Genomic DNA, 19,944 nt, shown 5'->3' on the forward strand with positions numbered 1-19,944 from the left:
TTCTTGTGGATTAAGGAATCCAAAAAAAAAAAGACTTCCGGCGCAAGGCAAGAAACCACCGAGCGGAAGTCAAAAAAATCCGCATAGCCCACTTATCGTGTCTATGCGGAAATTGAGAAGCCAACATAGACACAACCTGCGCGTCTGGCAGGTTGTGTCTCCACACCCACCTATTGTTGGCTTTGCCAAGAATAAGTTGTTGTTGTCATCATGTTAGCTTCCTCCTCGAAATAAGTTAATGCTAGTTTACGAATTATTTTCACAGATGTCAATTATTTTTCATTTTAATTTTCACGCCGTTCTGCACAATAAAAAGCCAGCCCGTGATGATCACACCACAAGCTGACTTTTAATCTGCTTAAACGAGCACTGAAATCTTTTGGAGATACTTGGTAATCTTGTCAGTTTCTTCGTCTTGAATCTTTTCAGCGGCATCAAACGCTGCAGTATCGATGGTGACATCATCACCGAGACTGTTGGTCATTGCCACACAGGCATCAACAAATCGCGCGTAGCTACCGGCCAACAGTTTGTGATTCCCAATCAAGCGAGCAGGAACCGCAGCTGTTTCCAGTTGGTTCAACAAGTCTTGATAAGTGGCTGTGCCAGCCTTGAAATCCGCTTGTGTCTTTGCATAAGCAGCCTTGTCAAAGTCGGCTAGTTTGTCACTATCGATGGCATTGCGTAGTGCTTCAAATTCAGGGTTGAGCCCTTCTTGCGTGCTTTCGGTCTTGGTGATGACATCGTTAATCATCGTCCCGTAGTGCATGAGTTTGAGTTGATTTTTGTTCATCGAATCATTCCTCCGTATGCCTACTAGTTTACCATATTACGCTTTGGTGGCGAACCGACGTTGGAAGAACTTAACGATTTCGACAATCACAATGATCGCGACCCCGGCACCAAGAACGACACCCCATTGGCTCAGGCCTAATTCGGTCACATGGAACAGTCCGTTAAAGCCCGGTACCAAGATGGTTACGGCAAGCAGGATGAAGGATGCTAAGACGGCCCAGTTGAAGGCCTTATTCCGGAAGGCCCCAACTGTGAACAGACTCTGATGAACAGACTTCACGTTGAACGCGTGGAACAGTTGAATCAGCCCCAATGTGGCATACGCCATGGTCAAGGCATCCGCATGAATTGCGGCATCTGTTGTGTGCACAGGCCAGGTGATAGCGACGTAGTACACACCGAGCGTCAAGAGCCCTTCCAGAATCCCTTGCCAGATGACGGCACTGCCGACACCACCGGTAAAGAAATTGGATTTGCGGCCACGCGGTTTCTGATTCATAATGCCGGGTTCCGTTGGTTCAACCCCCAACGCGATGGCTGGGAAGGTATCGGTCACCAGATTAATCCACAAGATGTGCACGGGGGCCAAAATGTCCCAACCCAACATGGTCATCATGAACAGGGTCAAAACTTCACCCAAGTTAGCAGATAACAGATACTGAATCGATTTTTGAATGTTACTGAAGACTTTACGGCCTTCTTCAACAGCGACGACGATGGTCTTGAAGTTATCATCGGCCAGCACCATATCTGAGGCACCCTTGGACACTTCTGTCCCGGTAATCCCCATCCCGATCCCGATATCGGCTGCCTTTAACGCAGGTGCATCGTTGACACCGTCACCGGTCATCGCGACAACTTTGCCCAGACTCTGCCAAGCATTCACGATCCGCACCTTGTGTTCGGGCGCAACCCGCGCGTAGACGCTGTACTTATCAACATTCTTCGCAAATTCTTCGTCGCTTTGTTTATCGAGTTCGGCCCCGGTAATCACGGCAGCGTCATCACCAGCTTCGATGATGCCTAACCGCACGGCAATCGCTTCAGCGGTATCGCGGTGATCCCCGGTGATCATCATCGGCCGAATCCCAGCTGCCTTCGCTTCAGCCACCGCAGCGGCTGCTTCAGGCCGTTCGGGATCAATCATCCCAACAAGGCCAGCGAAGATCAGATCATTTCAACACTATCGCTATCGATGGTGGCTGGTAACTCAGCGACAACCTTGTAGGCCATCCCGAGCACCCGCAGTGCTTGGACCGCTAAGCCCTTGTTCTGCGCCAAAATCGCCTCGCGGGTGTCATCACTCATCGGTGTCACATTATCATTATCGACAACTCGGCTGATGCGCTTGAGCAATTCATCCGGCGCCCCCTTTGTGGCCACAAATACTGGCCATTGGCGAGCTGGTGAATTGTTGTCATTAATTTCCGTTCGGAATCAAATGGCACTTCGTTGATCCGTGGCATCTCAGCCAACTTGTTAGGCAAATCAAAGTCTTTGGTTTCCCCGTAGGCCACCAAGGCGGTTTCCGTTGGGTCACCTAACATGGTGCCGTCTTCTTGAATCTTGGTATCGTTACTGAAATTCATAATCTGCATGATCGGATTATTACCCGTAATCGGATCGATAGCATCATGCAGCTGACCGTCGTAATACACTTTTTCGACCGTCATTTTATTTTGTGTCAGTGTCCCGGTCTTATCAGAGGCAATAATATCGGTGCTTCCCAGTGTTTCCACAGCGGGCAACTTCCGCACCAACGCGTTTCGCTTCGCCATCTTCTGGGTCCCGAGTGCCAGGATAATCGTGACAATGGCAGGTAATCCTTCAGGAATCGCCGCCACGGCTAACGAGATCGCGGTCAGGAACATTTCAGGTAGGCTCGCGGAATTACGCCACAAACCAACGCCAAAGACAATCACGGCGATCACAAGAATCATGACGGTCAGGGTCTTCCCCAATTGACTGAGGTTGTCTTGGAGCGGTGTGGTGGTCTCTTCGGCGGAATTAATCATCCCGGCGATACGACCCACTTCTGTCGCCATCCCTGTGGCAACAACCACACCAACACCGCGGCCATACGTGACATTACTGTTCATGAAGGCCATGTTCGTGCGATCCCCGATGCCGACTTCGGATTCATCGAGCGCGCCAATTTGCTTATCCACCGGTACACTTTCACCGGTGAGGGCGGATTCTTCAATCTTCAAGTTGGCACTTTCAACGAGACGCAAGTCAGCGGGCACGACATCCCCGGCTTCGAGCAACACGACATCCCCTGGCACCAGTTCCGTACTTGGCACGGTCATAATCTGATCGTCCCGCCGAACATGGGCGTTAGGCGTCGACATCTCCTTGAGGGCATCGATGGCTTCTTCGGCTTTACTCTCTTGGAACACACCGAAAACCGCGTTTAACAGCACGACAGCCAAAATAATGGCAGCGTCAGCCCACTCATGCACCACAACACCAGAAATAAGTGCCGCAACCAACAGGACAATGATCATAAAGTCCTTGAATTGATCCAGGAAGCGAGCGAGCATGCTCTTCTTCTTCCCCTGTGTGAGTTCATTGGGGCCGACTTCGGCCAGCCGATTTTTGACGGTCTGACTGTTCAAACCGGCGTCAATCGTCACTTGCTGGTCTGCTAAGACCTGATCGACGGATGACTGATAAGGTGTTTTCAATAAAGTTTCCTCCTTTTGTCATTTGGGGGTAAAAAAAGTGAGACTTATAGCCCTCGTTAGGACCATAAGTCTCACTTTTTAAGGCAACACCAGAATATGACCTGGTTGATGGCATTGCCGCAATTGCTTGCTAGTTACTCCCTTATGTTGATTATAAGTATACAGGATAACATTCGAATACGCAAGAATATCAAGCGCGTGCGCGAAATTATGGTCGCAGCTTATTTCCAAAAAGTATCCGTAGGTGTGATGGGCAGATGCCGCTTGTGGGCACTGCGCTGATACCAATTTTCAATGATCGACGCCGCTTCATCGCTCACGGTCTTGCCTTCCAGATAATCATCGATATCGTGGTAGGTCACCCCTAAGGCCACCTCATCGGGCAGTGCGGGCCGGTCTTCTTCAAGGTCAGCGGTTGGCACTTTCTTGTAGAGGTGTTCAGGTGCGTTCAACACCGTTAACATCGCTGCGCCCTGACGCTTGTCAAGCCCAGTCAATGGCGTCACATCGGCACCACCGTCACCGAACTTGGTGTAAAATCCCGTGACCGCTTCGGCCGCGTGATCGGTACCGACCACGACCCCAGCTTGAGCGCCAGCAATCCCATACTGCGCAATCATCCGCGCGCGGGCCTTGATGTTGCCCTTATTGAAGTCGCTGATCTGATCACCATTTGATCGAGTGCGGCAACCATGGCATCAACGGCGGGCTTGATATTCACCCGTTGCACAACATCGGCCTGCATAAATTCAATGGCCGCCATGGCGTCCGCTTCATCAGCTTGTTCGCCATAAGGCAAGCGCACCGCGATGAACTGATACCCTTCACCAGGATGTTCCTGGGCGAGTTCAGTCACAGCCATCTGCGTGAGTTTACCAGCCAGTGTGGAGTCTTGGCCACCGGAAATTCCCAGCACATAGGTCTTTAGGCCCGGATAATGAACCAGATAATCCTTCAAGAAGTCGATTCGTCGCCGAATCTCTGCTTCCGGTGAAATCTCCGGCTTTACTTCTAGAGCTTGAATAATTTCTGCTTGTTGTTCGCGCATCCGCAATTCCTCCTATGACGCAATCATTTGATATAACTTTTGGGCTAACGCTTTGGCCTGGACCTGATTGGAGAAGTGATTCCCCATCAGAACCACGGCAGTTTGACCATCGTGGCGCATCACCACTGTCGCTTCATGACCACCGATAACGCCGTGAGTGACAAAAATGATTTGTAATTGTAAACACCACCACTATAGCGCCCATCGTCGGTGTGACGCAAGGTTGCCATACTGGATGATGAAATAATTTTGCCTTGAACCATGGCCTGTTGCAGCAAGAACAAGTCACCAGCTGTTGCATACAAGTTACCGGTACCCAGCTCGCGATTCCACATGACGGGATTCCACGACACAATCAGCTGATACGGCGCCGTCATTGGCCCGCTATAGCCTAATGCCCGATCGCGTTCCTTGAGCAAGCCCGGCATGAATCCTGTGTGAATCAACTTCAGTGGCCGCACAAAGATATCTTGAATCTGTTGACTGTAGAGTTGCTTGGTCAATTTCTCGACCACGCCGGCCAAAATCACATAGTTCACCGGCGAATAACTCGCGGTGCCAACCTTGCTGTAATTCAGATGATTGATGGCAAACTTCACAATCGCGTCATCTGAGAGCACCTTGGTCTGCGTCGTGTTCAACATCAGCCCGCTACGCATGTCCAACATATTGCGGATGGTCACCTGGTTACCCGTCTTGATTTGGGGATAGAACTTGCCGATATGATCAGACAGCTTGAGCTTGCCTTGTTGGACCAAGCGCATGATGAGCACTGCCGTCAGCGACTTTTGAATCGAACCGATCTGGTACTGGGTGTTGGGGCCATTCGCCACATTTTGCTCGTGAATGGCATCACCTAACCCCTGGTTCAAAATCACCTTGCCATCCTTGACCGCAAGCACCGTCCCAATATAACGAGCACGAGCAACCGTATCGAGTAATTTGTCCGCTTTATCATCGGGATTCTCACTCAAAACAGATTGATTCAGATCATTGCCCTTGTGGTTCTTTTGAGCATTCTGGTTGATCAGACGCTGATCTTCGGCCCGCTGAGACGAAAGCATCGCCTCATAGCGTTGTTTTTGTTGCTCAGCTTGCCGCGCATTTCGGGGGCTGATGATCAGTTTGTAACCACCAAAACTGATCATGCCACCCAATAAGACCCCCAGCAGTAAACTGATCAGCCCTACTTTTAAGTTTGTGCGCTTCAAGATTGGCCTCCTACTGGTTCACATTCTCTTTGATGCGGCGAATAATCGCCATCTTGTTATCGTAGGCTAATTGTGACAAATCCACAGGATAGTCTTGCGGATTCAAGACCCGCTTGTATTCATCCCACAGTGATGCCACACTTTCTTGACCATAGCGCCGAATTTCTTCGAGTTCTGGTAGTTGATAGGTCAGCGTGCCATGATCATAGATCGGCTTGAGCAGTGGCTGGGCATCGAAGTGTTTGATGGTCTTATTGATGTAGGGATAGTTGGGGTGGAACATGTAGAGATCTTTGTGTGAGCTGAGATCTTCACTCGCAAGCGCCACGTAATCCCCTTCAGACTTACCATCTTCGTGCCGCGTAATCCGCCACACCTGCTTCTTGCCGGGGGTGGAGACCTTTTCGGCGTTGCTGGACAGTTTGATTGTGTCGACCATGTCACCGTTGTCGTCTTCAATCGAGACCAACTTGTAGACAGCGCCCAGAGCGGGTTGATCGTAGGCCGTAATCACCTTGGTCCCCACGCCCCAGACATCGATCTTGGCGTCTTGCATCTTTAGGTTTTGAATGGTGCTTTCGTCTAAGTCGTTGGAGGCATAGATCTTGGCTTCTGGGAAGCCCGCTTCGTCTAACTGTTGCCGTACACGTTTTGAGATGTATGCCATGTCACCACTATCGATGCGCACGCCTTGGAAATTGATTTTGTCACCCATCTCCTTGGCCACGCGAATGGCAGCGGGAACACCGGAGCGCAATGTATCATACGTATCCACCAGGAAGACCACATCGCGATTGCTCTTGGCATAAGCCATGAACGCCTTGTAGTCATCGCGGTAGGTTTGAACCAGCGCATGGGCATGTGTCCCACTCACGGGAATCCCAAACACCTTGCCGGCCCGCACGTTACTGGTGGCATCGAAACCACCGATATAGGCGGCACGAGTGCCCCACATCGCAGCGGATGTTTCTTGCGCACGACGGGTACCGAATTCCATCAATGGATCGTTACCGACAACGGCGCGGATACGCGCTGCCTTGGTCGCAACCAAGGTTTGATAGTTCAGAATATTCAATACGGCAGTCTCAACCAATTGGCATTGTGCCAGTGGGCCTTCAACTTGAAAAATCGGTTCGTTGTTAAAGACCAAATCGCCTTCAACGGCTGAACGCACGGTACACTTGAATTCAAAATGGCGCAAATAATCGATGAATTCGGGTGAATAATCAGTCACTTCTTCGAGATAAGTCAAATCACTCTCGGTAAAATGCAGTGACGATAAATATTCGATCACGTGCTCCAAGCCGGCGAATACCGCAAAGCCACTACCAAATGGTAACTTGCGGAAGAACACTTCAAACACAGCATTGCGTTCACTAACGCCTTGTTGCCAGTATGTCCACATCATATTCAATTCATAAAAATCGGTATGGAGTGCTAACCCATCATCTTGAAAATTTGTCATTGTCTTCTCCTTAGTTCCGCGTAAACGGCATTAAATTGACGTGACTGTTGCGCATACGCGCGAACATCTTTATCCAACAGCACCGGCACAACGAGGCCGATTGCTTTGAAAACATGTTTTTGCTGCAGCGCCTTCTTGCCCGCGCTCAAGTTGATCACGCGCTGGCTGAATCGGTCTGCCTTTTGTTTATCCATTGCCCCATGTGCTTTCAAGTAGGCTTGAATCTCAGTTGCCTCCGTATCAGCATCGGGGTATTGATCACGGCGATAGGCCGCCTGCAGATATTGCGTCACAAGGAACACTTTGAAGCGGTCTCCTTGCGTCATGGAATTGCCACGCAGGCGATACTGCATCAATTGTTGATTGGTAGCGCCAATTTGGTGCCCCGTCTTCAAGAATCGCAACCACAAGTCGTAATCTTCAGCAGTCGGCAATGCCCGGTATCCACCCAGATCCGTCATCACTGAACGTTAACATCATGGACGGGTGAATCAGATTGGAACCATATGGCAACAGCTGAGCTAACCCTTCCGGTGTCTCTGGAATCCAATTGTGTTCACCCACGACCTGTCCCGCTTCATCGATGAATTGGGCGTTGGTCGACAGCGCGTCAAAATCATGCGCATCCATCAGAGTGAGCTGCGTGGCAAAACGTTCTGGCTTAGCGATATCATCCGCATCCATCCGCGCGATGTACGGCGCCGTTGCCGCGGCCAGACCCTTGTTTAAGCTTGCCGCCAATCCCAGATTCGTGGGGTTAATCAGCAACTTGATGCGTTCATCGCGCGCTTGCCAATCAGTCAGCAATGCCTTGAGTGGTTCATTGGTTGGATTGTCCAGTACCAATAAGAGCTCAAAGTCAGTCTCTGTTTGGGCCACAATGGATGCGAGCGCGGCATTCACCTGCTCATCCGTTTCATTATAGGCCGCCATCAGTACACTAATTTTTGGCATAGTTACCTCTCTTCTGCACTGGGTTTACGCCAAACAATGCGTGTGAGTTGACCCATGAAGAAGGCCAGCAAGATTGTTGCGGTCAAGTAATCCAGCACATAACCGGTATAAATCGACACGGCTAACATGGCGAGAATCGCAAACATCAGCGAGACCGTCTTCAGTGTCACCAGGCGTTTGAAATTAAACAGCATCTTAATGCCGTCAATAAGCGTCAACACGAGGTATGGCACAACCAACAAGATGGTTCCAATAATCCCCATTGCGTAGTATTGAGAGACAAAATCCCTTTCGATTAAGCCCATATTGTTCAGGCGAATGTACCCGAAACCAAACAGTTTATCCTTTGAATTATTATTCAACGCACTGACCCGTTTCCAGATTTGCATCTGCAGGTAACGGTAATTCATTCGGCTGTACCCTGGCCAAGTCATCACATTGAGCCAGAAATCAGGATCATACTTTGCGGGATAAGACTTGGTAACAAACCCTTCGTTCAGCCAAACTTTTGGCGGTACTTATAGATGAATTTGATTTTTGTTTCTTGGTGCCGGATTTCTCTAGCTTTCTTACCCGAACATCTAACCGTGACGTCTCAGGCTTGTCCGCCGTCAATTCTTCATGAACAACATCTTCTGAAGCTTGGCGATTGGCGGTTGGTGCAAAGCGATTCAAGCCATATGAACCCGCGAGAATCAACAGTAACGCCACCAACAACTTGGCGTTAAACTTGAGTTCTTTTTGATGAGGGTGAAGAATAAGTAAACTACGATATAAACCGCGATCATGGCCAAGGTGCCGTAGCCAGCCGCTTTGGTCCCTAATTCCTGACATGCCATGAAATGCACGATGGCTAAGACAATGTTCTTCCAGTCGAAGCGCTTGACCAGTGCATATAAAACCAATGGTGTCAGCAGGATCAGAATCGTCCCGGTTGTGTTCGCGTGATTGAAGAATCCCTTTGAGGCCATCCCGTAGAAATCCATGGTGTTGCTGCGTGCAAACCAGTTGAAGATGGTCCCGGTGATTCGTTGGTGTTGATATTGTTCGATCAGTGAGCCGCTTCCCCATTGATGGATGTATGACCCAAGACTGATGCCCAAAATGTTGGTGAGCACGATGGACCCTGAGAAGAAGATGGTCAACCAGTTGATTAACCGAACCAACGTGAGATCGTCGTATTCGATTTTGGCTGAAATCACAATCATGAACAGCGGAATCAGCATCCGCACGATGTAGAACAGTTCACCGAATGTGGAATAGGCAAAGTTGCCCGGTACCAGCGAATGGAATAGCATCGCATTTCTTTGATGGAAAATAAAATAAACCCCTAATAGCAGCAGGTAGCCCGCATAGAACCACAATTCACGCTTGTTTTTCAGTGCCAGCAGATACATCACACCGATCACCGCAATGAAGAGCAAGCGAATAATCGTCGCCGGTGACATGCCTAACACTGTGCTAATTGGTGGTTGATAGAGCCAAAAAATGTCTAGGAATGGCTGCAGTAAAATAAATAAAAAGACGCTCCGTTTTAGCTTCGTTTCCAAAATTAATCCTCCAAGTTCGTTATGCTCGCCGACGAATGAATCGATCGAGCAGTCCCCGCATCGCTTGTTCACGTAACCCCATCAAAACAGCCAGATAAATGACAGTCAATAAGATGGTTTGTACAACTAACTGAATAAATAAATGTCCAAAATTAATTGGAATAACTGCCATCACCAGGACGGTAATGACTGCGGCAACCAGAATCTTCCACTGATTGCTGAAATACGTCGCCAGGGGTAATTCATCTCTGACCACCCAGACCCGTAAGGCACAGACAACCAATTCCGTGATCAGAATGACGACCGCTGCCCCAATGGCCCGGTACTTGCCGACCACTAAGAGGTTGAGACTCACGCTGACAACCGCACCGACATAGAACGGCATGGCGTAACGTCTGAATAACCCACGGGATAAGGTGTATTGATTGGCATAGACACTACCATAGCTCACAATCATGATGATTAAGGCACTAATCCAAAGCACTGGCCCCATGGGTGCGAAGCTCTTGGTCCAAAACCAGACCACGAACTTTTGCGCGTTGACCATGAAGGCCGCCGTGAAATAGGCCCCAACCAACAGCGAATAGTCCAGCACCGTCTTCATCATCTTGATGACCTCCGCTTGGCCATTTTCCGCCGTTAGCATCTGCGCCATTTTTGGCATCAGAATGGTACTGATGGACCCCACCATGGTGATGATGGAACGCACCATTAATTGTGATTGCTGATAGTAGGCTAACTGCACATTGCCGGCCAACATGCCGACAATGGTCTGGTCAAAACTGATATAAAACTGGACCGCAATGGAAGGCAGCGTGATGCTGAGTGCCGCCATGAAGTATTGCTTGTTCCATTTGAGGTGACTGAAGACCGCCTTCATATCCACAAAATGCGGCAAATCGAACCAGAAAATAATATTGGCCAGATAAGTAATGGAATTGATCAACAAGTAAATCCATAAATCTTCAGGCTTGTGCACGAAGATGAAGATACTGGCTAAGATGGCCAGTTTGATCACCGTATTTCGCAGGACCACCCGCTTGATTTCACCCAAGCCGATAAAAACCATGAAACATCTAGAATATAGCCCAGTAAAAAGGGAACCTCAAGTAGAAAATAGCCCTTATACGGCAAACTGGTGAAAACAGCGACCACAAACAGGCCGATTGTAATCAAACCGACAACTAACTGAATCAGCCACAGTTGGCCCAACTTGGCGGGCAGTTCATCCTTCTTGGCCTGAGCGATGGTTCGTGCCCCGAATTGGTTCATCCCAAAGAGAATGATGACACTCAAGAAGACGGGAATCGCGTTGACATACGCATTGACCCCAATCGCTTCTTTCCCCAAATGAACGGAGACGTAAGGGACAGTGATAATCGGTAAGATCAAAATGACGAGTTGATACAAGCCATTATAGATGATGTTGGTAAATGTTTTTCTCACGATAAGACCTCAACTATTCCAAATGCTTAGGCTTTTGATCCGCCTGCTTAGGTGGCGTCATGTAATCACCATAGGTCCGCGTCATAATGGCGTCGTACCCCACGGCAACGGGAAATGGTTCCCCCTCAAAGTCAATCAACACAGCCTTGGCGACTTCGGGTGCTTCGTAGCGTTCCCGATCCCAGGCATAGGGACTGCCGAAATTGTAATAGATAAAACCTTTCTTGAGACGCTTTAACTTTTGAATATCACGTAAGTATTTCGCAAATAATTGCTGTTTGCTCTTTTGCTTGGCTTGGTTTTGCACCACATTCTTGAACGCGCCCAGATTATCGGCCGCGTTGGTCACGCCCTTGGCCAGGTCCAAGCGAATCTGATCTAGGCGAATCTGTAACTGGTGCGTGCGGCGCAGATACTTATTCGCGTAGGTTTTGTCCAGTGCAAAAATATCGATGAACACGCCTTGAAACCCCGTCCCCACATCAACGGGGGCATCTGTGCCCGAGAGGTCGAGCAGGAGCTTATAGGTTGGGAAATAATAGTCAGGTGTCTCACCTGGAATAATCAAACGATAATGGTCCATCAAGTCCGACTGTTGCACCGCCGCTACAAATGCGGGAATGTTCTCGCGCTTGATGCCGATATCAATATCGTCATCCCATGGAATCAGGCCATGATCGCGTACCGCACCAATTGCCGAGCCGCCGATCAAGAAGAATTCGATGTGACTGGCGGTCAAGACGCGGTTGAGTTCGCGAACCATGGTGACCAAATGGGTCTGTGTCGCGTTTGCCATGCGTTTGTCCTCCTATTGTAATAACTGTTGGTAACCCGCCCAGACGGACGTTTGTAACTGTTTGATTGAGAAGTGTTCTGATGCATAGGCCCGAAATGCGGCACCCATGGTCGGTAAAATGCCCGCTTGATAGTCCTTATAGGCCATTTGCAGGGCATTCACCAAGGCGTGCTGATCACCGACTGGGATGACAAACCCGTAATCGGTGCTTGGCACCATAACCTGCATGTCGCCAACATCAGTCGTGAGCACGGGAATTCCCGCGTCCGCACTTTCCAGCAAGACCAGCGGAAAACTCTCCGATTGCGAGGTCAAGACCGTCATATCAGTCGTTGCCTGCAATTGACGAATCTCATCTTGGGTCTTGAACCCCAGAAGATGAACGCGATCACTGAGATCAAGTGCTGCTATCTGCTGCTTGATGTGATCCATTTCGGGACCATCACCAACGATGTTTAATACAGCCGGAATATCAGCCGCCTTAAAGGCATTGAGCAAGAGCTTGTGATCCTTCACGGGATGTAATCGCGCCACAATCATCAATGTGAACGCATCGTGTGCAACGGGGGTCATCGGTTCGGAATGAAAATCAATCCCGTTGTAGATAACCCGCATGCGTTGTGGCTTGACCCCTAACGTGAGCAACTGCTGTTCAAACCGCTTGGTCACCACATCATTTGTGCCGCATGCTTGAGGCTTGCAATGTTGAGATGGGTAAATATCCGTCCCACAATGCCACCTTGCATGAAGTCGAGCTTGGGATCAGAGTGCACCGTAATCACCCATTTGGCCTGAATGCGGCGCCGAATCAGGTTCACAAACAGATTGGCGCGTGGCCCGTGGGTATGCACGATGTCAAACTGTCCCTGATTGATAAATTGGCGCAGATCACGCAAAACGGATAGCGAGTAGCGACTCTGATGCTGCATCACACTCACCTTGATACCCGCCTCACGAGCCGCCGCCGCAACGGGACCTTCCGCTAACGTCAATAACTCGGCGTCATTTTGGCCGCGCAACAGACTGATGATATGGGTCAACCCACCGCCGCTCTCAAGTCCGGCGTAATATGTAGAATTTTCATGATTGACCTTTCTTTGCTTGTTGCTTCACTGCCTGCAGGAATCGTGGTAGTTCAGCCATCCGCCCAATTCGACTGGGTTGCTTTAACAAGCGGTAGAACCACTCGAGATGCAACTGTTGGAAGAGTTTTGGTGCGCGTTTGACGGTTCCGGAGAGAACGTCAAAACTGCCCCCAACCCCCATCAGGTAGGCAGCGGGCAACGCAGGTTGAATCGCTGCGAGAAACTGTTCCTGCTTAGGAAAGCCCAGTGCAGCAAAAACCATATCGGGTTGGCTCGCGATGAGGTCCTGTTGAACGGATGTGTCGCTCAAATCGAAGTAGCCATCATGGGTATACACAATTTTAATATGTGGATAATTGGTTTGAACCTTTTCGGCCGCTTGTTGATTGACACTCGCTTTAGCGCCCACCAAGGCAATTTTTAATTGCTGTTCTTCCGCGTATTCGAGTAAGTTGATCATCAAATCATAGCCCGTCACGCGTTCTGGTAAGGGGGTATTGAGCATTGCTGCGCCCCGGACCACCCCGATACCGTCGGCCGTAATGAAATCTGCCTTGTCAGCAAGTAATTGAGCAAAGGCCGGATTTTTACGCGCAAACATCACAATTTCGGGATTCGCGGTAACCACAAATGTCCCCTGGTGCTTAGCAATGCGCGTGGTGAACGTTGTCATGAACTCAGCCATGGTCTGCCGGTCAAATTTAACGCCCAAAACATCAACTTTGGTCATGAGTTTTGCTCCTTAATTCAAGTTTATTTCAAATATGATTTCAAAGTGACTAACTTTTGTATTATACCAGAAATGCGCTAAACATGAGCCCCGCATTCAATTCTTATTGAAATAATAGCTTTATAGTCTGTGTTTGCGTTCCGCATACCACTGGGATAAACTTAAACCAATCAAATGAAATGGAGCGATAGTCATGAAACGCGTAATTACATACGGAACGTTCGATCTCTTACATTGGGGTCACGTCCACCTCTTAGAACGGGCGGCAGCGTTGGGTGACGAGCTCATCGTGGGTTTATCCACCGATGAATTCAATGCCATCAAGCACAAGGAAGCCTACCATAGCTATGAACACCGCAAGTACATTCTGGAAGCGATTCGCTACGTCGACAAGGTGATCCCAGAAACCGATTGGGACCAAAAGATTAAAGATGTTCAAAATTACGACATCGACATCTTCGTCATGGGTGATGACTGGAAGGGTCAATTCGATTTCCTCAAGCCATACTGTGAAGTCGTCTATCTTCCACGGACCAATGGTATCTCAACCACTCAAATCAAAGAAGATTTGAAATAATAAACAAGGCGTTGTGACAAAAGGTGGTCTGAGAATGAGGATTAACCGGAATTCTCAGTCTTTTGGAACGCGATTAGTCTAATTTGTTCGGAAATTGAAATAGGGGTTGTGACAAAACTACGTTTTGTCACAACCCCTTATTTATTAAACAACTAATCTTTTAGCTCGCGGATCCGCTGATTGATATCGATATGCTCACCCGACCGCTGTTGGTTGTGAATATCGACCGCGGCGGTCATCAAGAGATCACTGGCCGAATTCACCGCCGTTTCCACTGAATCCTGCACCACACCGATGATAAACCCGACACCGACCACCTGCATCGCCGTTGCGTTATCGATACCGAGCAAGCTCGCTGCCATTGGAATCAACAAGAGTGAGCCCCCAGCAATACCAGAAATCCCGGTGGCAGCAACCATCACCAATAAGCAGAGTAAGAAAACAACGGGCAGCGAAACAGAGATGCCGACCGTGTGCGCTGTGACAAGTGCCATCAGCGCAATCGTAATTGCCGCGCCACCACTGTTTGCTGAAGCACCCAGCGGAATGGAGACCGCATAGAGTGATTCATCCAAATCTAGTTTGTGTGCCGCTTCCATATTGATGGGAATATTGACCGCTGAGCTGCGCGTAAAGAAGGCCGGAATGCCACTCACTTTTAGTGTCCACAGCGTGAGTGGAAATGGATTCTGATGAATCAAGACCCACACCATCAATGGATAGATGACCAGATAAGCCACAGCCATCGCCAATACGAGCAGCAACACTAATTGCCCGTATTGCGCGATACCCTTCAAGCCAGCTTCGCCAATGGCCGCATAGACCAAGCCCACCACCCCAAATGGTGCGAGTTCAATAATCATTTGAGCGACATTACCAATCATTGCAGAACCATCCGCAATCATTTGACGCGTGGTTTGACTGGCCATCCGCAGCGCTAAGCCAAATAAGACGGACCAGAATAAAATGGCGAGATAATTACCATCGATCAACGCGGATACCGGATTGGCCACCGCACTAGTGATGAGATCACTGATCACCTTGCCCAGATCACTGGGTGCCTTTTGCGTCACCGTCAGTTTGTGAGGCAATGTAATCATGACCGGTAACACGGCAACCAAAACGGCTGCTGTCAACGCGGAAATAAAATTCGTGAAAAGATAGGTGCCGATAAGTAATTTGAAGCCGGGATGGCGCTTGGTCTGACTCGATAGCGCCGCCATAATCAGGAAAAATACCAAGATTGGTGCCAGACTCTTCAAGGCCCCCACAAAATTGTGCCCAACAGGCTGATTGCGGCCACGTGGGGCACGGTGAGGCCTAAAATGATGCCGATGACTAACCCAATAAAAATCCGACCAATCAAGGATATATGTAGATACGCTTTAACCATTTTGCCACCTCCAAAGTGCCTTCATTATAACGAAATCACAGGCGTGAAGCGACAAAAAAATAAGGAGAGCGTGTGCCCAAAACAATGTTTTAGGCGCACGCTCTCCTTGTCTCTTCGGACAATATAGTTTAATCGCGTTCCAAAGGGCTGAGAATTTTCCACTCAAAGCAACCTTTGGCACAGCTACTCGTTTATTATCGTTCTAAATAGAATTCAAACCGTGTCCCAACATATTGGGTCCGGACATATTCGAAGGGCTGACCATCTTGCAAGAAAGATACCTGCCGCAAGCGCAGAATTGGTTCGTTGCGCTTGATGTCCAAGTATTCAGCGATGCGTTCGCTAGCCAACATGGCGCTGACCGTTTGTTGCGCGCCACCCAAGATGTATTGTCCCTTATGTTCTAAGGTGTGATAGAACGAACGGGTCACTTCACTCTTACTGAATGATGAAATCAAACTGTAGGGTACTGTCGCTACTTCAAAGCTGATTGGAACATCATCGGCATACCGAATCCGTTCCATGCGCAGCACCTGAGCGTCTTCAGGCAACTTCAATTTTTCAATTTCAGATAGTGACGGTTTCGCCACATGGTAAGAAATCGTTTTGCTTGAAGGTTGTTTCCCCTGCGCAAGCATCAGATCTGTAAAGCTAGTGACACCTGAAACCTTTTCTTGCACCTTTTGGCTGGCAACATAAGTTCCAGCCCCGATGCGGCGTTCGAGTACCCCTTCATCGACCAAAGTCTGAACCGCTTGGCGCAGCGTCATCCGCGAAACACCAAACGTGACAGCGAGATCGCGTTCAGAGGGAATCCGGTCGCCAATCTTCCACTTACCGGCCTCGATATCTTGCTTAATCTGATTATGAATTTGAATATACACTGGAGATCCCACAGCTTTGTCGTCCTTTCGCTTATGCTTTGGTTGTGTGCTTAACCCCGTAACTATAAGTTTCAATCAAGTGCATGTCGGGATCGAAGACATTGATGTCAGCGTCCTTACCCACTTCAAGTGTCCCCTTAGAAGCCAAGCCGAATTCACGTGCTTGGTTCACAGATGACATCATGACTGCTTCACCAACAGAAGCCCCCATGAAGGCCATCGCATTGTGGAAAGCATCCTTGAACATCAATACGGAACCAGCAAGGGTACCGTCAGCCAAACGTGCTTGCTTATCCTTAACAAACACCTTTTGGCCACCTAATTCACTTTCGCCTTCAGGCATACCTTTACTCCGCATGGAGTCGGTAACCAAGTCGATGCGTTCTGGGCCCTTTTGTTCAAAAGCCAAACGCAGCATATCAGGCACAATGTGGAAACCATCAGCGATTAATTCAGCGTACATGTTCTCTTCGAGCATGGCATGACCAGTGACACCTGGTTCGCGGTGCTTGAATTCACGTTGCGCGTTGTATAGGTGCGTAACGTGAGTTGCCTTACTGTGCAACATTTGTTCACGGGTTGCATTACTGTGACCGACAGAAGGCACGATGTTGTGTGCCAACAGATAGTCTTCAAATGCTTGTGAGCCTTCATCTTCTGGCGCATACGTGATTAAGCGAACGCGGTTACCAGACAGTTCGTTCCAGCGAGCAACAAGTTCAGCGTTTGGATTTTGGATGTATTCTTCAGGTTGTGCACCCTTGAACTGTACATTGATGAATGGACCTTCCAAGTGCACGCCTTGGATCAATGGATTGCGATCAGCAGCTGTCTTCACACCACTCATCGCTTTGTCGATATTTTCAACAGATTGGGTCATCGTTGTTGCAAACACGGTGGTAACCCCTTCGTGTTCCATCATTGCGGTTGCCATCTTATCGATTTGGTCAGCATCACCATCCATGGCATCAAAACCATAACCACCATGGGCATGGACATCGATGAACCCAGGAACAAGTGTCTTACCTTGAAGATCGATAATTTGTTCGCCCGCTTCTGCGCGATAGTCGAACATGTCACCGACTGCCAAAATCTTGTCATCGAAACGGATATACCCGTCTTCAATGCGTTCCAAACCTGTATAAATTGTTGCATGCTTCAGTACTGTGACTGCCATCATTAACCACTCCTACTTATTTGATAATTCAACTATACACTGGTATAGACCAAACTTCAATGGTGGTTCAAAAAATCCCTATTCTTCTGTCTCTTGATCCTTCGCAATTGTGGCATCCACACCGGCCACCACGCTGGTCATAAAGCCGGCCGCTTCCATCGCCAACACACCGGCAACCGTTGTACCACCGGGACTTGAGACCTTATCGATCAAATCAAATGGTGATTCTGAACTTGCCAGCACCATCTGACCACTGCCCACGAGGGCTTGAGCCGCAATTTTTGTCGCAGCGTCTTTAGTTAACCCATGTTTGACACCGGCGCGGGACAAGGCATCGATAAACAAGTAAATAAAGGCTGGTGAACTACCCGCCAGCGCCACAAAGGTCGAAAAGTCCGCTTCGGGTAGGGCAATAGACGCACCTAACGCATCGAGCAAGGCAACGACTTCAGGCACGGCGGATTGTGCTGTCGCGTTCGCCGCATAGGCCGTCATCCCCGCATTAATCGCCACATTCAGATTAGGCATGATCCGAATCAGCGGATAGTCGCGATCATTTAGGTAGCCTTCCATCTGTAACAGGGAGACACCGGACATAATCGATACAACCGGAATCTGGCGCTTTTGAAGAATATCGGTGACTTCTTCAAAAATATCACTGGCCATCATCGGCTTGACGGCTAACACCAGGAGATCCGCTTGCTCTGCCACGGCCTGATTGCTGTCGAGAGCCACGACACCGGACTCATCCGCAAAGGGCTGATAGTGTGCGGGATTGCCCCCGTGAATCAAAATGTCTGTGGCAGCAACTGTTTTTTGTTTCAGCCAACCGTTAATCATTGCTTGGGCCATGTTACCTGCGCCGATAAAACCAATTTTCATTGTTCTCTCTCCCATCTGTCTTCTCATCAATAAATTAAGCCTAATGAAATCCTATACCACTGTCAAGCAGTGCTAGGCACCATTCATGCACAAACGTCAATTTTATGCACAAAAAACCGACCACAGCACGTGATCGGCAGGTATTGGGGTAGCTGGATTCGAACCAGCGCATGACGGAGTCAAAGTCCGTTGCCTTACCGCTTGGCTATACCCCAGTCAATGGAGGAGATAGGATTCGAACCTATGAACCCGAAGGAGCGGATTTACAGTCCGCCGCGTTTAGCCTCTTCGCTACTCCTCCATGCGGTTGGTGATTAACTCAACTCAGATATCATACAAAAATCGGCGCCGAACGCAACCATTTTATGCAAAAAATCATTTTGGTCGGAACATCGATTGTGACCAGTGTATCGCGCCATTCGGTGAGCCAATCATGCGAATGCCACTCAAAAAGCCGCTTGTTCCCATAGCCCAATGGTTGGTGATAATACATGCCGTGATGCAACAGCCGCGGCTGATCCCGAAAGTGCAAATGACCGAACGCCACGTGATCAACTCGATATTGGCCCAAAAGGTCGCCCAGTGCTTGAGACCCCATCAAGGCGGTTGCCATCTGCCAATACGGTCGATCACCCGCAAATACCTGAAAACTGCGATCAGGGACGAAATGCGTTACGTAGATGCGCTGCTTGCCGTCAGTGGCGATTAAGGCCTCTTCTGTTGTCCGCAACACCCGCTGCATGCGTTCCCTGTCACTGAGTGGTTGATCGATACCGCGATCGATCCAAAATGCACGTTTCCACTGCGCATACTCGGCATCGGTCTTGGCCTGCCCTAATTGTGCCAGGCTGTAGTCGTACCAACCATTGTTACCGATGAGAACGGCATCTGTGTTGGGAATCGCCAGTGTCTTTCGTGGAAGTACAGCGGATCGAGATCACTTTGCGCCTCATCATAGCTGATACCATTGACCAGGTCGTGATTCCCCGCAATAAAACGCACCGTGACCGCATCCCCCACTTCGGCTTGCAGCGCACGAAAGTATGCCAGTGACTTGGTGAAGTCGTTGTAAGTGTCACCCGCGTTGAGATAGTACTGATACCCCTGCGAGACCAAATATTCTGCTTGTTGCTTCAACCGTTCAAACCCATCCTCGTGATTCACATCAAAATGATTATCGACACTGATACCAATTTTGACCATGGCCTGCCACCTCTTTCCTGCCCGATTACAGTAGCATGTTTTGCGCGATGACGCCACAAAA

At 49.2% G+C, this 19,944-nt stretch carries 20 protein-coding genes, 2 tRNA genes and 3 pseudogenes; 1 reads left to right on the forward strand and 24 read right to left on the reverse strand.

The window, feature by feature from the left end; all coding sequences use genetic code 11:
- Positions 1 to 358: 358 nt before the first annotated feature.
- The 16 genes and pseudogenes from JCM17471_RS12035 to JCM17471_RS12105 form a co-directional block, all read right to left on the reverse strand.
- Positions 359 to 793, reverse strand: a complete 435-nt coding sequence (locus tag JCM17471_RS12035; protein ID WP_054778055.1) for a hypothetical protein — start codon at positions 791 to 793, stop codon at positions 359 to 361.
- 36 nt (positions 794 to 829) lie between these two features.
- Positions 830 to 3,482 (reverse strand): annotated as a pseudogene (locus JCM17471_RS12040) (cation-translocating P-type ATPase).
- 221 nt (positions 3,483 to 3,703) lie between these two features.
- A pseudogene (gene nadE, locus JCM17471_RS12045) lies at positions 3,704 to 4,530 on the reverse strand (NAD(+) synthase).
- Positions 4,531 to 4,649: 119 nt separating this feature from the next.
- Positions 4,650 to 5,741: a serine hydrolase domain-containing protein gene (locus JCM17471_RS12050; protein ID WP_054778056.1), complete on the reverse strand. Its 1,092-nt coding sequence runs from the start codon at positions 5,739 to 5,741 to the stop codon at positions 4,650 to 4,652.
- Between the two features lie 10 nt (positions 5,742 to 5,751).
- Complete coding sequence (locus JCM17471_RS12055) at positions 5,752 to 7,206, reverse strand: nicotinate phosphoribosyltransferase (RefSeq protein ID WP_054778057.1); 1,455 nt, start codon at positions 7,204 to 7,206, stop codon at positions 5,752 to 5,754.
- Positions 7,203 to 7,640 carry a hypothetical protein gene (locus JCM17471_RS12060; protein WP_054778058.1) on the reverse strand — a complete coding sequence of 146 codons (438 nt, stop codon included), beginning with the start codon at positions 7,638 to 7,640 and terminating at the stop codon, positions 7,203 to 7,205. The genes JCM17471_RS12055 and JCM17471_RS12060 overlap by 4 nt, the downstream gene beginning before the upstream one ends.
- Entirely contained in the window at positions 7,627 to 8,160 is a 534-nt protein-coding gene (locus JCM17471_RS12065; protein WP_054778059.1) for a glycosyltransferase family 2 protein, read from the reverse strand. Before JCM17471_RS12065 ends, JCM17471_RS12060 begins: the two co-directional genes overlap by 14 nt.
- Positions 8,161 to 8,162: 2 nt before the next feature.
- Positions 8,163 to 8,594, reverse strand: coding sequence for an O-antigen ligase family protein (locus JCM17471_RS12070; protein ID WP_263849504.1), 432 nt, complete (start codon positions 8,592 to 8,594; stop codon positions 8,163 to 8,165).
- Between the two features lie 22 nt (positions 8,595 to 8,616).
- Complete coding sequence (locus JCM17471_RS12075; RefSeq protein ID WP_054778061.1) at positions 8,617 to 8,859, reverse strand: hypothetical protein; 243 nt, start codon at positions 8,857 to 8,859, stop codon at positions 8,617 to 8,619.
- On the reverse strand, positions 8,856 to 9,710 hold the full coding sequence (locus JCM17471_RS12080; protein WP_054778062.1) for an O-antigen ligase family protein: 855 nt from the start codon (positions 9,708 to 9,710) through the stop codon (positions 8,856 to 8,858). The genes JCM17471_RS12075 and JCM17471_RS12080 overlap by 4 nt, the downstream gene beginning before the upstream one ends.
- Positions 9,711 to 9,729: 19 nt before the next feature.
- A complete protein-coding gene (locus JCM17471_RS12085; protein WP_225354299.1) occupies positions 9,730 to 10,728 on the reverse strand; it encodes an MATE family efflux transporter in 999 nt (332 codons plus the stop codon).
- Positions 10,725 to 11,156: a lipopolysaccharide biosynthesis protein gene (locus tag JCM17471_RS15595; protein ID WP_054778064.1), complete on the reverse strand. Its 432-nt coding sequence runs from the start codon at positions 11,154 to 11,156 to the stop codon at positions 10,725 to 10,727. The genes JCM17471_RS12085 and JCM17471_RS15595 overlap by 4 nt, the downstream gene beginning before the upstream one ends.
- A 13-nt stretch (positions 11,157 to 11,169) precedes the next feature.
- Positions 11,170 to 11,952 (reverse strand): LicD family protein, encoded by a 783-nt coding sequence (locus tag JCM17471_RS12095; protein ID WP_054778065.1) that lies wholly within the window; start codon positions 11,950 to 11,952, stop codon positions 11,170 to 11,172.
- A gap of 12 nt (positions 11,953 to 11,964) precedes the next feature.
- Complete coding sequence (locus JCM17471_RS14250) at positions 11,965 to 12,624, reverse strand: glycosyltransferase (RefSeq protein WP_162208396.1); 660 nt, start codon at positions 12,622 to 12,624, stop codon at positions 11,965 to 11,967.
- Positions 12,618 to 12,992, reverse strand: a complete 375-nt coding sequence (locus JCM17471_RS14255) for a glycosyltransferase (RefSeq protein ID WP_156321708.1) — start codon at positions 12,990 to 12,992, stop codon at positions 12,618 to 12,620. The genes JCM17471_RS14250 and JCM17471_RS14255 overlap by 7 nt, the downstream gene beginning before the upstream one ends.
- Before the next feature lie 40 nt (positions 12,993 to 13,032).
- Positions 13,033 to 13,767, reverse strand: coding sequence for a WecB/TagA/CpsF family glycosyltransferase (locus tag JCM17471_RS12105; RefSeq protein WP_054778066.1), 735 nt, complete (start codon positions 13,765 to 13,767; stop codon positions 13,033 to 13,035).
- Positions 13,768 to 13,960: 193 nt separating this feature from the next.
- Between JCM17471_RS12105 and tagD the strand changes: the two genes are divergently transcribed.
- Positions 13,961 to 14,344, forward strand: a complete 384-nt coding sequence (gene tagD / locus JCM17471_RS12110; RefSeq protein ID WP_054778067.1) for a glycerol-3-phosphate cytidylyltransferase — start codon at positions 13,961 to 13,963, stop codon at positions 14,342 to 14,344.
- Between the two features lie 152 nt (positions 14,345 to 14,496).
- Here the strand turns inward: tagD and sstT are convergent, their stop codons facing one another.
- From sstT to JCM17471_RS12145, 8 genes and pseudogenes are all read right to left on the reverse strand, one after another.
- Positions 14,497 to 15,606, reverse strand: a complete 1,110-nt coding sequence (sstT, locus tag JCM17471_RS12115; protein ID WP_263849502.1) for a serine/threonine transporter SstT — start codon at positions 15,604 to 15,606, stop codon at positions 14,497 to 14,499.
- Positions 15,603 to 15,737, reverse strand: coding sequence for a hypothetical protein (locus JCM17471_RS16105; protein ID WP_263849503.1), 135 nt, complete (start codon positions 15,735 to 15,737; stop codon positions 15,603 to 15,605). Before JCM17471_RS16105 ends, sstT begins: the two co-directional genes overlap by 4 nt.
- Positions 15,738 to 15,931: 194 nt before the next feature.
- Complete coding sequence (locus JCM17471_RS12120) at positions 15,932 to 16,633, reverse strand: GntR family transcriptional regulator (RefSeq protein WP_054778068.1); 702 nt, start codon at positions 16,631 to 16,633, stop codon at positions 15,932 to 15,934.
- Positions 16,634 to 16,652: 19 nt separating this feature from the next.
- Entirely contained in the window at positions 16,653 to 17,798 is a 1,146-nt protein-coding gene (nagA, locus tag JCM17471_RS12125) for an N-acetylglucosamine-6-phosphate deacetylase (RefSeq protein WP_054778069.1), read from the reverse strand.
- 78 nt (positions 17,799 to 17,876) lie between these two features.
- Positions 17,877 to 18,680 (reverse strand): pyrroline-5-carboxylate reductase, encoded by an 804-nt coding sequence (gene proC / locus JCM17471_RS12130; RefSeq protein ID WP_054778070.1) that lies wholly within the window; start codon positions 18,678 to 18,680, stop codon positions 17,877 to 17,879.
- 143 nt (positions 18,681 to 18,823) lie between these two features.
- Positions 18,824 to 18,895 (reverse strand) — tRNA-Gln (locus tag JCM17471_RS12135).
- A 5-nt stretch (positions 18,896 to 18,900) separates the two neighbouring features.
- Positions 18,901 to 18,981: transfer RNA gene (locus tag JCM17471_RS12140), tRNA-Tyr, on the reverse strand.
- Positions 18,982 to 19,011: 30 nt separating this feature from the next.
- Positions 19,012 to 19,883, reverse strand: a pseudogene (locus tag JCM17471_RS12145) (metallophosphoesterase).
- Positions 19,884 to 19,944 lie beyond the last annotated feature (61 nt).

It is taken from the genome of Lacticaseibacillus saniviri JCM 17471 = DSM 24301, from assembly GCF_001311785.1.
GTDB classification, from domain to species: Bacteria; Bacillota; Bacilli; order Lactobacillales; family Lactobacillaceae; genus Lacticaseibacillus; species Lacticaseibacillus saniviri.

Excerpts from the sequence above, each read along its gene's own strand:
- JCM17471_RS12035 (WP_054778055.1), bottom strand. The coding sequence starts at position 793 with ATGAACAAAAATCAACTCAAACTCATGCACTACGGGACGATGATTAAC.
- JCM17471_RS12055 (WP_054778057.1), bottom strand. The coding sequence starts at position 7,206 with ATGACAAATTTTCAAGATGATGGGTTAGCACTCCATACCGATTTTTAT.
- JCM17471_RS12065 (WP_054778059.1), bottom strand. The coding sequence starts at position 8,160 with ATGCCAAAAATTAGTGTACTGATGGCGGCCTATAATGAAACGGATGAG.
- JCM17471_RS12070 (WP_263849504.1), bottom strand. The coding sequence starts at position 8,594 with ATGACTTGGCCAGGGTACAGCCGAATGAATTACCGTTACCTGCAGATG.
- JCM17471_RS12095 (WP_054778065.1), bottom strand. The coding sequence starts at position 11,952 with ATGGCAAACGCGACACAGACCCATTTGGTCACCATGGTTCGCGAACTC.
- JCM17471_RS12105 (WP_054778066.1), bottom strand. The coding sequence starts at position 13,767 with ATGACCAAAGTTGATGTTTTGGGCGTTAAATTTGACCGGCAGACCATG.
- tagD (WP_054778067.1), top strand. The coding sequence starts at position 13,961 with ATGAAACGCGTAATTACATACGGAACGTTCGATCTCTTACATTGGGGT.
- JCM17471_RS16105 (WP_263849503.1), bottom strand. The coding sequence starts at position 15,737 with ATGGTTAAAGCGTATCTACATATATCCTTGATTGGTCGGATTTTTATT.
- nagA (WP_054778069.1), bottom strand. The coding sequence starts at position 17,798 with ATGGCAGTCACAGTACTGAAGCATGCAACAATTTATACAGGTTTGGAA.
- proC (WP_054778070.1), bottom strand. The coding sequence starts at position 18,680 with ATGAAAATTGGTTTTATCGGCGCAGGTAACATGGCCCAAGCAATGATT.